14 protein-coding genes and 1 riboswitch are annotated in these 11991 nt (G+C 68.4%); of the genes, 9 read left to right on the forward strand and 5 right to left on the reverse strand.

The window, feature by feature from the left end:
* Nucleotides 1–196: 196 nt before the first annotated feature.
* The 3 genes from MC45_RS14780 to MC45_RS14790 all read left to right on the forward strand — a co-directional run bounded on the left by MC45_RS14780 (nucleotide 197) and on the right by MC45_RS14790 (nucleotide 2312).
* Nucleotides 197–1021 carry a sterol desaturase family protein gene (locus MC45_RS14780; RefSeq protein ID WP_038664743.1) on the forward strand — a complete coding sequence of 275 codons (825 nt, stop codon included), beginning with the start codon at nucleotides 197–199 and terminating at the stop codon, nucleotides 1019–1021.
* Nucleotides 990–1376 (forward strand): DUF2141 domain-containing protein, encoded by a 387-nt coding sequence (locus MC45_RS14785; RefSeq protein WP_038667542.1) that lies wholly within the window; start codon nucleotides 990–992, stop codon nucleotides 1374–1376. The genes MC45_RS14780 and MC45_RS14785 overlap by 32 nt, the downstream gene beginning before the upstream one ends.
* Before the next feature lie 87 nt (nucleotides 1377–1463).
* A complete protein-coding gene (locus tag MC45_RS14790) occupies nucleotides 1464–2312 on the forward strand; it encodes a MipA/OmpV family protein (RefSeq protein ID WP_137898222.1) in 849 nt (282 codons plus the stop codon).
* A 48-nt stretch (nucleotides 2313–2360) separates the two neighbouring features.
* On the opposite strand, the gene MC45_RS14795 is transcribed toward MC45_RS14790, so the two are convergent.
* Entirely contained in the window at nucleotides 2361–3083 is a 723-nt protein-coding gene (locus MC45_RS14795) for an anti-sigma factor (protein WP_038664749.1), read from the reverse strand.
* The gene (locus MC45_RS14800) at nucleotides 3073–3648 is read right to left on the reverse strand and encodes a sigma-70 family RNA polymerase sigma factor (protein ID WP_038667545.1); all 576 of its coding nucleotides are present in this window, start codon (nucleotides 3646–3648) and stop codon (nucleotides 3073–3075) included. The genes MC45_RS14795 and MC45_RS14800 overlap by 11 nt, the downstream gene beginning before the upstream one ends.
* Before the next feature lie 213 nt (nucleotides 3649–3861).
* On the opposite strand from MC45_RS14800, the gene MC45_RS14805 reads away from it, so the two are divergent.
* The 6 genes from MC45_RS14805 to MC45_RS14830 all read left to right on the forward strand — a co-directional run bounded on the left by MC45_RS14805 (nucleotide 3862) and on the right by MC45_RS14830 (nucleotide 11073).
* A complete protein-coding gene (locus tag MC45_RS14805; RefSeq protein ID WP_038667548.1) occupies nucleotides 3862–4890 on the forward strand; it encodes a ferritin-like domain-containing protein in 1029 nt (342 codons plus the stop codon).
* Between the two features lie 14 nt (nucleotides 4891–4904).
* Entirely contained in the window at nucleotides 4905–5954 is a 1050-nt protein-coding gene (locus MC45_RS14810; protein ID WP_038664750.1) for a ferritin-like domain-containing protein, read from the forward strand.
* Between the two features lie 226 nt (nucleotides 5955–6180).
* Nucleotides 6181–7272, forward strand: coding sequence for a ferritin-like domain-containing protein (locus MC45_RS14815; protein ID WP_038664753.1), 1092 nt, complete (start codon nucleotides 6181–6183; stop codon nucleotides 7270–7272).
* Nucleotides 7273–7312: 40 nt separating this feature from the next.
* Nucleotides 7313–8317, forward strand: coding sequence for a ferritin-like domain-containing protein (locus MC45_RS14820; RefSeq protein ID WP_038664756.1), 1005 nt, complete (start codon nucleotides 7313–7315; stop codon nucleotides 8315–8317).
* Between the two features lie 304 nt (nucleotides 8318–8621).
* Nucleotides 8622–8731: riboswitch (TPP riboswitch) on the forward strand.
* A 38-nt stretch (nucleotides 8732–8769) separates the two neighbouring features.
* Nucleotides 8770–10617, forward strand: coding sequence for a phosphomethylpyrimidine synthase ThiC (thiC, locus tag MC45_RS14825; RefSeq protein WP_038664759.1), 1848 nt, complete (start codon nucleotides 8770–8772; stop codon nucleotides 10615–10617).
* 108 nt (nucleotides 10618–10725) lie between these two features.
* On the forward strand, nucleotides 10726–11073 hold the full coding sequence (locus tag MC45_RS14830) for a hypothetical protein (RefSeq protein WP_052075695.1): 348 nt from the start codon (nucleotides 10726–10728) through the stop codon (nucleotides 11071–11073).
* Between the two features lie 3 nt (nucleotides 11074–11076).
* On the opposite strand, the gene MC45_RS14835 is transcribed toward MC45_RS14830, so the two are convergent.
* The 3 genes from MC45_RS14835 to MC45_RS14845 form a co-directional block, all read right to left on the reverse strand.
* On the reverse strand, nucleotides 11077–11358 hold the full coding sequence (locus MC45_RS14835; protein ID WP_038664762.1) for a DUF427 domain-containing protein: 282 nt from the start codon (nucleotides 11356–11358) through the stop codon (nucleotides 11077–11079).
* Nucleotides 11359–11446: 88 nt separating this feature from the next.
* Nucleotides 11447–11713, reverse strand: coding sequence for a Txe/YoeB family addiction module toxin (locus MC45_RS14840; protein ID WP_038664765.1), 267 nt, complete (start codon nucleotides 11711–11713; stop codon nucleotides 11447–11449).
* Complete coding sequence (locus MC45_RS14845) at nucleotides 11710–11955, reverse strand: type II toxin-antitoxin system Phd/YefM family antitoxin (protein WP_038664768.1); 246 nt, start codon at nucleotides 11953–11955, stop codon at nucleotides 11710–11712. The genes MC45_RS14840 and MC45_RS14845 overlap by 4 nt, the downstream gene beginning before the upstream one ends.
* Between the last annotated feature and the right edge of the window lie 36 nt (nucleotides 11956–11991).

Raw genomic sequence — 11991 nt, forward strand, 5'->3', positions numbered from 1 at the left:
GGCTAGAGGCGATGCCATTCGCGCGCGGCCCGGTGGACCCCGGAACGAGTCCGGGGTGACGAATCGGAGAAGGCAGACCTGGCGTATCTCACCGCGACGGACCACGCTCGTTGCATCCTCGCCGCGCCGTCGGCATCAGGCCGGCAGGTCGCATCCGCCATATCCCCGCCCCCGGAAATCCGCTACGTCCCGTAGCATGCTGCTCGCCGTCACCCTGTCCGCGCTGGCGATGACGATGATCGTCGGCGTGCGCTATCTCCTCGTCTCCGGCGCGTTCGCCGCGGCGACGCGGTTGCGTCATCCCGGCCTCTACCGCGGGCTCGATGCGCAGATGCGGCGCGAGATCGCATGGAGCCTCGCCTCCGCCGCCATCTACGGCATCCCCGCCGGCGTGCTCGCCTGGGGCTGGCAGGCGCATGGCTGGACGCGCGTCTATCGCGACGTCCACGCCTATCCCTTGTGGTATTGGCCGGTCTCGATCCTGCTCTACCTCGTCCTCCACGACACCTGGTTCTACTGGACGCATCGCTGGATGCACCGGCCGGCGGTGTTCAAGGCGGCGCATGCCGTCCATCACGCCAGCCGCCCGCCGACCGCCTGGGCGGCGATGGCCTTCCACCCGATCGAGGCGCTGACCGGCGCTGTGGCAATTCCGTTACTGGTGCTGGCAATTCCGATCCATGTCGCCGCTCTGGGCTTCGTGCTGGCGACTATGACGGTTATGGGCGTAACCAATCACATGGGTTGGGAGGTTTTCCCGCGGTTCATGTGGCGGGGGCCATTGGGCGGCTGGCTGATCACCGCCAGCCATCATCAGCGGCACCATGAGCAATATGGATGTAACTATGGGCTCTACTTCCGGTTCTGGGACCGCCTTTGCGGCACCGATCGCGGCGTCGGCGATTTCGCGCGCAGCCACGCGCGTGCCAAGGCGCAGGCGCAGCAACCGGCCGGTGGCGCTCGCCGCCTTGCTGCCGGCGGCGGCGCTGGTGCTCGGCGCGGCGCCGATCGCGCGGCTTGACGTCGCCATCAGCCAGATGCGCTCCGCCAAGGGGCTGCTGCGCGTCTGCCTGACCGCCGATCCCGACAATTTCCCCGCCTGCGTCGACGATGCCGATGCGATCACCCGCTCGGTACCGGCCAATGCGCACAGCCTGCGCTTCGAAGGGCTGCCGCACGGCCAATATGCCGTCGCGGTGATCCACGACGAGAACAGCAACGCCAGGCTCGACACCTTCGCCGGCATTCCGCGCGAGGGCTTCGGCTTTTCGCGCAACCCGCCGATCCGCTTCGGTGCGCCGCACTTCGCCGCGGCACGCTTCGCGGTGACCAGTGATGCAAATCAGCAACAGATACGGATGCATTACATCCTCTGATCGGTCGGCAATGGATAGCAACCGGCGTCCGCCGCGTTACGGCGTCGTAACAGGTTTGGAGCCGTAGCTTTGTCCGCCAAGATCTTGATGCCGCTCGCGCTCGCCGCCGCTGCCGTGTTCGTCACCCCGGCCGCCGCGCAGGAGGCGTCGGCGCCCGTGCAGCCCACCGAATTCGACTTCAATCGCGATACGATCACCGTCGGCGCCGCCGGCGTCTACCTCAGCGATTACGAAGGCTCGAACGACTATCGCTTCACCGCCGCACCGGGCGCGGTCGGCTCGATCAAGGGCTATGGCTTCGTCCTCGCCGGCAACCGGATCAGCGTCGATCTGATCCGCGACAAGCCCGGCCCCGTCTGGGACCTGCAGGCCGGTCCGATCGGCGTCGTCAATTTCAACCGCAGCAGCCTCAAGAGCATCGACGATCCGCGCGTCCGCGCGCTCGGCAAGGTCGATACCGCGATCGAGCTCGGCGGCTATGTCGGCATCGGCAAGACCGGGGTGATCACCAGCCCGTACGACCAATTGTCGGCGACGGTCAGCTATCGCCACGACGTCGCCAATGCCCATGACAGCGGCATCTGGCAGCCGAGCGTCAATTACATCACTCCGCTGAGCGAGAAGATGGCGGTGGCGATCTTCGCCTCGGCCGAGCGTGCCGGCCGCGGTTATGCGACGACCTATTTCTCGGTCTCCCCGACGCAAACGCTGGCGAGCGGCCTGCCGACCTACAATGCGCGCGCCGGCTGGAAGAATTATTCGCTCGGCGGTCTCTACACCTATTCGCTGACCGGCAATCTGCTCAAGGGCTTCAAGATCGTCGCCGGCGGCACCTACGTCCGGATGCTCAACGGCTTCGCCGACAGCCCGCTGGTCCGCATTGCCGGCTCGCGCAACCAGTGGCTGGGCGCAGTCGGGCTCGCCTATACGTTCTGAGCCGGAATGCCTCCATCCGTCGTGCCGGCATGACGGATGGAGGACGACTTACCCGCTGAGCTTGCCCGTCGCGACCACCGGTCCGGTCGGCAGCCCGGTCGGCGAGCCGCCCGCCGGCTCGATCGAGATCGCCAGCACCGTCTCCGCCGCGAGCGCCGGCCGCACCGCCGCCGGCACGACCACCCGCGCCGGCCCCGCCGGGATCACGCCCAAAGAACGCGGCGCATCGGCGCCGTGGATCGCCCACAATTGCGCCGAATGCCCCGCCGGTACGTCGACACCGCCGGCGATCCGTACCGTCGCGCTCGCCGGATCGTAGGCGGCGGCGATCGGCGCGCCCTTGCCGGTCGGCACGATCGCGGCGAGCAAGGGCGCCGGCGCGGTCACCGGCACGCGCACCGGGATGCGGATCGGCGCCGGGGCGGGCCGCAGCATCAGCAGCGTCGTCACCGCCAGCAACAGGCAGGCGGCGATGCTCGCCGCCATCGCCAGCCCACGCCAGCGCGCGACACCCCCCGCATTGTCGTTCGCCGCCGGCACGCCGCGCGGCGCATCGAGCGACGCCTCGACCCGCGCCGCCACCGCGTCGGGCGCGGCCACCGCCGGCCAATCGGCGAACAGCGCGCCCAGCCAGTCGCGCCAGCGCTCCACCTCGGCGGCGAAGCCCGGCTCGCTCGCCAGCCGGCGCAACGCCGAGGCGCGCTCGCTGCCGTCGAGCAGCCCCAGCGCCAGTTCGGCGGCGGTCATGTCGGGGAGGTCGTCACTCGCCATCGAGGCACCCCCGCAGGGCGAGCAGCCCGCGCCGTACCCAGCTCTTCATCGTGCCGAGCGGCACCGCCTGCGCCGCCGCCAGCTCGGCATAGGTCAGCCCGCCGAAGAAGGCGCTGCGGATCGCGCCGCGCTGGCGCGCCTCGATCGTCTCCAGGCAGTCGTGCAATCGCGCGCGCTGCTCGTCGGCGATCAGCGCCTCGTCCTGCGCCGCCGCCGGATCGGGCATCGCGTCGGCCGCCTCGACCGGCGCGGTGCGCGCCCGGCCGTGGCGCCGGCGCCAGTCGATCGCCCGGTTGCGCGCGATCGTCGCCAGCCACGAGATCGGGCTCGCCCGTCCCGGCTGATAGGCCCCCGCGCGGTGCCAGATGGTGAGATATACGTCGTGCAGCACGTCCTCGGCGCCTTGCCTGTCTTCGCAGATACGCAGGCATATGCCGAAAAGCTTCGCCGAGGTCAGACGGTAGACGGTGCGGAAGGCGTCGCGGTCCTCCTCGCCGGTACGGATCAGCGCCTCGACCAGGATCGTACGGGCCGCCTGGGGGCTGGAGGGGGCGGCGGGAGGCACGGCCAAGGGCTAACCGTACGCAAGCCTCCCGGCAATATCCTGCGGCCAACATTCCGACCATGTCGGATCATTTTGCAAAACCGACATTTTGTTTCGGCCGCCGCGCATCTTTCCACGACCCGGCAACGTAGCTCGCCACAGGTCTACCGGTCGCCCGTCGATAGCATGCGGCGATGACGGAGGACCGCATGAAGGTGAGGGAGGTTGCTGACGATGACCCAGACGGACCAGATCATCGAGGCGTTCGACGCCCGGGCGCGGCGACGCGAGGAACGGCGCGGATTCTTCAAGAACGCGATGGGCATGGCGGCGGTGACCGCAGCCGGCGCGGCGGCGATGTCGATCGCCGGCGAGGCGGCGGCGCAGACCGCGGTGACCGAGGTCGACGTGCTCAACTTCGCGCTCAACCTCGAATATCTCGAAGCGCAATTCTACAGCTATGCCGCCTTCGGCACCGGCTTGCCCGCCAACCTGCTGACCGGCGGCGTCGGCACGCAGGGCACGGTGGTGACCGGCACCGGCACCGGCTCGGCCCGCCAGGTGCAGTTCAGCGACCGCGGCATCGCCGCTTATGCGCGCGAGATCGCCGCGGACGAAGTGGCGCATGTCACCTTCCTGCGCGCCGCGATCCGCGGCACCGGCACCAGCGACGCGCTGATCGCCGCCCAGCCGCAGATCGACATCTCGGGTGCCGCCGGCGGTGCCTTCGCCGCCGCCGCCGCCAGCACCAGCCCGGCGCTGACCGGCTTCGACCCCTATGCGAACGACGACAGCTTCCTGCAGGCGGCCTTCATCTTCGAGGACGTCGGCGTCACCGCCTACAAGGGCGCGGCGGGCGCGCTGTTCAACAACAAGACCTATCTCGAGGCGGCCGCCGGCATCCTCGCGGTCGAGGCCTATCATGCCGCGATCGTGCGCACCGCGCTCTATGCGCGCGGCGTTGCGACCCCGACGATCACCACCGCGCAGAACAACGTCGCCGCGACCACGGCGATCTCCAACCTGCGCGATTCGGTCGACGGCGGCACCGATCTCGACCAGGGCATCGCCGCGACGACGACCAATGCGGGCACGACCTCGAACATCGTGCCGCTCGATTCCAACGGCCTCGCGTTCAGCCGGACGCCGGCGCAGGTGCTCAACATCGTCTATCTCAATCCCCGATCGGTGACCGCGGGCGGGTTCTTCCCGAACGGCATCAACAACGGGAACAGCGGGCTGCGCAGCAGCGCCGCGAACTGAGCAGGGGTGGATATATGACCAAGGAACTCTCCGTCCTCGCCATCGTCGAGGCAACCGCCGCACGCCGCAAGGCCCGCCGCGCGTTCATGAAGACCGCCGCGACCGGCGTCGCCGCGGTCGGCGGCCTGTCGCTGCTCGCCGCCTGCGGTGACGACGACGACAATATGTCGGTACCGTTTCCGACGCCGACGCCGACTGCGACCTCGGTCAGCACCGACGTCGCGGTGCTCAACTTCGCGCTCAACCTCGAATATCTCGAGGCGCAATTCTACAGTTATGCCGCGTTCGGCACCGGCCTGTCGGCGTCGCTGCTCACCGGTACGGGCACGCAGGGGTCGGTCATCACCGGCTCGGGCGACGGCTTCCCGCGCGCGGTCAATTTCACCTCCGACCCGCTGATCGGCCAATATGCGCGCGAGATCGCGCAGGATGAGATCGCCCACGTCACCTTCCTGCGCGCCGCGCTCGGCAGTGCCGCGGTCGCCCAGCCGGCGATCGACATCTCGGGGACCGCGACCGGTGCGTTCACCGCGGCGGCGCGTGCCGCCGGCGTCGTCGCCTCGAACGGCCTGTTCGATCCCTATGCCAGCCCGACCAACTTCCTGCTCGGCGCCTATATCTTCGAGGATATCGGCGTCACCGCCTATAAGGGCGCCTCGCCGGTCATCTCGTCGATGTATCTCGAAGCGGCGGCGGGCATCCTCGCGGCGGAGGCCTATCATGCCGGCCTCGTCCGCACGATCCTCTACACCCGCGGCGTCACCAACGCCGATCTGATCACCGCGACCACCAAGATCTCGGACGCGCGCGATCTGCTCGACGGCACCACCGGCGGCACCAACGGCGACGACGACCAGGGCATCGCCGGCACCAACATCGGCGCGGCCAATGCCGTGTCGAACATCGTGCCGACCGACAGCAACGGCATCGCCTACAGCCGCAGCGTCCAGCAGGTGCACAACATCGCCTATCTCAACGCGACCGGCGCCAACCGCACCCGCGGCGGCTTCTTCCCGGCGGGCACCAACAATCCCAATCCGGCCTTCACCGTCGGCCTTGGCTGAGCCCGACGTTCCAAGGAGTTGGCCGGCGTTCCCTTCCACGCCGGCCGGCACAGGGTCCTCCCTCGATTTCGCGTCGGGGGAGGATTTTTTATGCGCGGTCACGCCCTTCCGTCGCGCTGCCGCCGATTTCCGCCGCGTCCGGGCTTGACGCCTCCCGCCGGATGCGGAACGGCAAGGCCATCCTGGGCCGCCGCAAGACCGCCCGCGCGTGGGGAGAACCCGAGTAATGACCGCCCGAACCGATACCGACAGCGCCCTCGCAGCGGCGCTCGACGCCCGCGTCCAGCGCCGCACCGAACGCCGCGACTTCTTCCGCACCGCGATGGGCGCGATGGCGGTCACCGCCGCGGGCGCGTCGGCGCTGGGCCTCGCCGGCGCCGCCGAGGCGCAGACGACGACCTATTCCGATCAGGACATCCTCAATTTCGCGCTCAACCTCGAATATCTCGAGGCGCAATTCTACGCCTTCGCCACCGGTGGCGCCGGCCTCGCCGCCAATCTGCTCACCGGCACCGGCACGCAGGGCGCGGCGAACGTCAGCGGCGGCGCCGCGGTGACCTTCAGCGACCCGGTCCTCGCCCGCTATGCGCGCGAGATCGCCGCCGACGAGGTCGCGCACGTCACCTATCTGCGCACCGCGCTGGGCAGCAGCGCGATCGCGCAGCCGGCGCTCGACCTGTCGGTCGGCCCGAACAGCGCCTTCTCCGCCGCCGCGGTCGCCGCCAAGCTGATCGCCGCGGGCCAGACCTTCAACCAATATGGCAGCGAGGAGAATTTCCTGCTCGGCGCCTATCTGTTCGAGGACGTCGGCGTCACCGCCTACAAGGGCGCCGCGCCGCTGCTCACCAAGACCTATATCGAGGCCGCCGCCGGTATCCTCGCGGTCGAGGCCTATCATGCCGCGACGATCCGCGGCGAGCTGTTCCGTCGCGGCTCGGTCGCCGGCTCGGCGCTGATCACCAGCGCCAGCGCGATCTCCGACGCGCGCGACAGCCTCGACGGCGGCACCGACATCGACCAGGGCATCACGCCGGGTCTCACCGCCGCGCCGGGCCAGACCGTGCCGACGCCGACGCCCACCGCGACCGCCACCGCGACGCCGACGCCGACCCCCACGCCGACCCCGACCGCGACGCCCACCCCGGTGCCGACCTTCCCGGTGTCCAACATCGTGCCGGCCGACGCCAACAGCATCGTCTACAGCCGCACCCCCAATCAGGTGCTCAACATCGTCTATCTCAACGCCGCGGCGGCGAGCGCGGGCGGCTTCTTCCCCGCCGGCCTCAACGGCACCATCAAGGCGGCGACCGCCTCCTGATCCCGCCGTCCGTTTTCAAAGCTTTCAGGGGATAGACCCGATGACCGACCTTCCGACCGACACGATCCTCGACGCGATCGCCGACCGCCGCGCCGAACGCCGCAACTTCCTGCGCTACGCCGGTGGTGCCGCCGCCTCGGCGGGGGCCCTGTCGCTGCTCGCCGCCTGCGGTGGCGACGGCGACAGCAGCAGCAGCCCCAGCCCGACGCCGACCGCGACGACGCCGACCGTCGGCACCGATGCCGACGTGCTCAACTTCGCGCTCAACCTCGAATATCTCGAGGCGAGCTTCTACAGCTGGGCGGCCTTCGGCCAGGGCCTGTCGACCGGCATCATGAGCGGCGTCGGCACGCTCGGCACCGTCACCGGCGGCGCCCAGGTGAACTTCCAGGACCCGATCGTCGCGCAATATGCGCGCGAGATCGCCAATGACGAGATCGCCCACGTCACCTTCCTGCGCACGATCCTCGGCAGCTTCGCGGTGGCGATGCCGGCGATCAACATCGGCGGCGACGCCACCGGCGCCTTCACCGCCGCGGCGCGCGCCGCCGGCGTGGTCGGCGCGAGCGATGTCTTCAATCCCTATGCCAGCGACATCAACTTCCTGCTCGGCGCCTATCTGTTCGAGGACGTCGGCGTCTCGGCTTACAAGGGCGCCTCGCCGCTGATCGTCAACAAGGTGTTCATTGAGGCTGCCGCCGGCATCCTCGCCACCGAAGGCTATCACGCCGGGCTGATCCGCTCGGTGCTCTATCGCAAGGGCGTCGATCCCGCCGAGACGCTCGCCGGCGCCTCGTCGATCCTCACCAACGCGCGGCTGATCTCCGACGCGCGCGACAGCCTCGACGGCAGCAGCGACATCGACCAGGGCATCGGCGACACCACCACCGCCAACGTCGTGCCGACCGACACCAACGGCGTCGCCTACAGCCGCTCGACCGGCCAGGTGCTCAACATCGTCTATCTCAACAAGACCGCGGTCGGCTCGGGCGGCTTCTTCCCCAACGGCATCAACGGCAACATCCGCACCTCCGCCGCCAGCTGACGCTCCGACGCCCTCCCTCCCCTTTGGCGGGAGGGCTATCGCCTATGGCTGTGGGAACGAGGTTCGAGCCGCGTCCACAATCTCTATGTCACCCCGGACTCGTTCCGGGGTCCACCGGTCCGCAGGAGAATCGTGCCTGCTTAAGCCGTTCTCCTCGCCGCGGAGTGGACCCCGGAACCAGTCCGGGGTGACGGAGGTGCGCTTGGAAAGCGATGGACCCACTCGACCCTTCATATGACATGGCCCCCTCTCGCGGCGGGAGGATTTGCCTTGGCGCCTGCCGCCGAACCGCGTACACCATCGTCATTATCCCCGGGGGAGCGCTGATGCAGCGCTTGAGAGGAAGGCCGCAGCCTTCGACCCGCTGAACCTGATCCGGTTGATACCGGCGGAGGGAGGGAGCGGTTTCATCCGAAAATCCGCGTCCGCTCTCCGTTCATGGAGAGAGACTCATGGCCGACATTCCCGCACGTACCGAGATTGGCGTCACCACCGGCCCGATCCGCGGCTCGAAGAAGATCCATGTCGGCCCGCTGGGCGTCGCGATGCGCGAGATCCATCTCGATCCCTCCTCGGGCGAGCCGCCGCTGCGCGTCTACGACACCTCCGGCCCCTATACCGATCCGGCCGCGCGCATCGATATCATGGCCGGCCTGCCGCAGCTGCGTCGTGCGTGGATCGAGAACCGCGGCGACGTCGAAAGCTACGATGGCCGCGAACTGCGTCCCGAAGACAATGGCCAGCTCGGCCCCGACCGCTCCGGCGGCGTCCCGCAATTCCCCAACGCCGTCCGTCGCCCGTTGCGCGCGCGCGCCGGCGCCAACGTCAGCCAGATGCATTATGCCCGCCGCGGCATCGTCACGCCCGAGATGGAATATGTCGCGACGCGCGAAAATCTCGGTCGTGCGATGCTGCGCGACCATGTCCGCGACGGCGAGAGCTTCGGCGCGTCGATCCCCGATTACGTTACCCCCGAATTCGTCCGTGACGAGGTCGCGCGCGGCCGCGCGATCATCCCGTCGAACATCAACCATCCCGAATCCGAGCCGATGGCGATCGGCCGCAACTTCCTGGTCAAGATCAACGCCAATATCGGCAACTCCGCCGTCGCCAGCAACGTCGCGGCGGAGGTCGACAAGCTCGTCTGGTCGATCCGCTGGGGTGCCGACACGGTGATGGACCTGTCGACCGGCCGCAACATCCACGACACCCGCGAATGGATCCTGCGCAACAGCCCCGTGCCGATCGGCACCGTGCCGATCTATCAGGCGCTGGAAAAGGTCGGCGGCATCGCCGAGGAGCTGACCTGGGAGATCTTCCGCGACACGCTGATCGAACAGGCCGAACAGGGCGTCGACTATTTCACCATCCACGCCGGCGTCCGCCTGCCCTACATCCCGATGACGGCGAAGCGCGTCACCGGCATCGTCAGCCGCGGCGGCAGCATCATGGCGAAATGGTGCCTCGCGCATCACAAGGAATCGTTCCTCTACGAACGGTTCGACGAGATCACCGAGATCATGAAGGCCTATGACATCGCCTATTCGCTGGGCGACGGCCTGCGCCCCGGCTCGATCGCCGACGCCAATGACGAGGCGCAGTTCAGCGAGCTCTACACGCTCGGCGAGCTGACCCACCGCGCCTGGGCGCAGGACGTGCAGGTGATGATCGAAGGCCCGGGCCATGTCCCGATGCACAAGATCCAGGAGAATATGACCAAGCAGCTCCAGGTCTGCGGCGAGGCGCCTTTCTATACGCTCGGGCCGCTCACCACGGATATCGCGCCGGGCTACGACCATATCACCAGCGGTATCGGCGCGGCGATGATCGGCTGGTTCGGCTGCGCGATGCTCTGCTACGTCACCCCCAAGGAGCATCTCGGCCTGCCCGACCGCGACGACGTCAAGGTCGGCGTCGTCACCTACAAGCTCGCCGCGCACGCCGCCGATCTCGCCAAGGGCCACCCCGCCGCGAAGCTGCGCGACGACGCGCTGAGCCGCGCCCGCTTCGATTTCCGCTGGCGCGACCAGTTCAACCTGTCGCTCGACCCCGATACCGCCGAGTCGTTCCACGACCAGACCTTGCCGGCCGAGGGTGCCAAGACCGCGCATTTCTGTTCGATGTGCGGCCCGAAATTCTGCTCGATGAAGATCACGCAGGAGGTTAGGGAATTCGCCGCCAAGCAGAATGCGCCGGTCGCCACTTTCGTCGCCGCCGAAGAGGCCGAGGCGGGCATGGCCGACATGAGCGAGCGGTTCCGCGAGAAGGGCGGGGAGGTGTACCTGCCGGCGGCGGAGTAATCTTGGCGCTGAGTCGCTGACGGAAACCGGGCCGCTCGTCAACGACTTGGCCGTCGCGCCTTGCCTGCCGCCGCCGACCGCCTACCCTTGGCGACCGGGGGGCTCCAGATGATTGTACCGATCGTCCTCACGCAGGCTGCGAATGACGCTATCGACCTTGCCGCGGTCACCTCGCGCGCCAAAGCGCGCGTGCTCGCGATGCGCGGCAAGCTCGTGCAGACCTGGCTCTTCCCGCGCGATTTCGGCGGCCCACCCGATCGCGCCAACGAGCTGTTCGTTCCGCCCGATGCCGCACGCCGCATCGAGGCGCTGATCTTCCGGCTGCTCGCCCAGCAAGGCGACACACGGCGGACGATGACCGTCCACCCCGCCTATCGCGGCGACAGCATCGTCCCGACCAGCATCACCTATAGCATCCATCCGGGCATCGACCGCGTGACGATCCCGGTATGGTAGGCGTCAGCGCACCTCGACGCCCTTCCAGAAGGCGATCCGGTCGGTGATCTCCTTGGCGGCATCCTTGGGCTGGGGATAATACCAGGCGGCATCGCGGTTCTCGGCCCCGTCGACGCGCAGCGTATGGTAATGTGCGGTGCCTTTCCACGGACACACGCTCGTCGTCGCGCTATCGACCAGCACCGCCGGATCGACCGCCGCGCGCGGGAAATAGGCATTGCCCTCGACCGTGACGATGTCGTCGCTCGCCGCGATCCGTACGCCGTTCCAATATGCTTCCGCCATGCCGTGTCTCCTTGCCGGACCAACCGACCGGCGGGGGAAAGGATGCGGCCGGCATCGGCCGGTGATGCGCGCGCTGCATGGGGCTGGCTCAATAATGATAGCGGCATTGCGCCACCTGCACCGTCTGCTCCGCCCCGCTGCCGGCGACGCGATACACCAGCCGATGTTCATGGCTGATCCGCCGCGACCACCAGCCCGACAGATTGCCCCCGAGCGGCTCGGGCTTGCCCGTCCCCTTGAACGGATGGCGCCGGCATTCCTCGATCAGCGCGTTGATCTTGTCGAAGAGCTTGGCGTCGTGCGCCTGCCAATGAAGGTAATCGTCCCACGCCGTCGGCCAGAACGCCACGATCACGGCAGCGGCACGCCTTCGCCGCCCGCCTCGAAGCCGCGGACCGCTTCGAGCAACCGCTCCGCATTCTTCGGCGAGCGCAGCAGGTAGAGGGTTTCCTCGATCGACGCCCATTCGCTCGCCGAAACCAGCACCGCGCCCTCGCCGCGCTGGCGCGTGATGGCGAGCGGCGCGCGATCGGCGACGACCTTGTCGATCATCGACTTCAGATTCTCACGCGCTTCGGAATAGCTGACGGCCTGCATGGCCCAAAGATGGACAACGATCTGTCCAATGTCAAC

The sequence above is a fragment of the Sphingomonas taxi genome (assembly GCF_000764535.1).
Lineage (GTDB): Bacteria > Pseudomonadota > Alphaproteobacteria > Sphingomonadales > Sphingomonadaceae > Sphingomonas > Sphingomonas taxi.

Excerpts from the sequence above, each read along its gene's own strand:
- MC45_RS14805 (WP_038667548.1), top strand. The coding sequence starts at position 3,862 with ATGACCCAGACGGACCAGATCATCGAGGCGTTCGACGCCCGGGCGCGG.
- thiC (WP_038664759.1), top strand. The coding sequence starts at position 8,770 with ATGGCCGACATTCCCGCACGTACCGAGATTGGCGTCACCACCGGCCCG.
- MC45_RS14810 (WP_038664750.1), top strand. The coding sequence starts at position 4,905 with ATGACCAAGGAACTCTCCGTCCTCGCCATCGTCGAGGCAACCGCCGCA.
- MC45_RS14815 (WP_038664753.1), top strand. The coding sequence starts at position 6,181 with ATGACCGCCCGAACCGATACCGACAGCGCCCTCGCAGCGGCGCTCGAC.
- MC45_RS14820 (WP_038664756.1), top strand. The coding sequence starts at position 7,313 with ATGACCGACCTTCCGACCGACACGATCCTCGACGCGATCGCCGACCGC.
- MC45_RS14835 (WP_038664762.1), bottom strand. The coding sequence starts at position 11,358 with ATGGCGGAAGCATATTGGAACGGCGTACGGATCGCGGCGAGCGACGAC.
- MC45_RS14790 (WP_137898222.1), top strand. The coding sequence starts at position 1,464 with ATGCCGCTCGCGCTCGCCGCCGCTGCCGTGTTCGTCACCCCGGCCGCC.
- MC45_RS14845 (WP_038664768.1), bottom strand. The coding sequence starts at position 11,955 with ATGCAGGCCGTCAGCTATTCCGAAGCGCGTGAGAATCTGAAGTCGATG.
- MC45_RS14780 (WP_038664743.1), top strand. The coding sequence starts at position 197 with ATGCTGCTCGCCGTCACCCTGTCCGCGCTGGCGATGACGATGATCGTC.
- MC45_RS14830 (WP_052075695.1), top strand. The coding sequence starts at position 10,726 with ATGATTGTACCGATCGTCCTCACGCAGGCTGCGAATGACGCTATCGAC.
- MC45_RS14795 (WP_038664749.1), bottom strand. The coding sequence starts at position 3,083 with ATGGCGAGTGACGACCTCCCCGACATGACCGCCGCCGAACTGGCGCTG.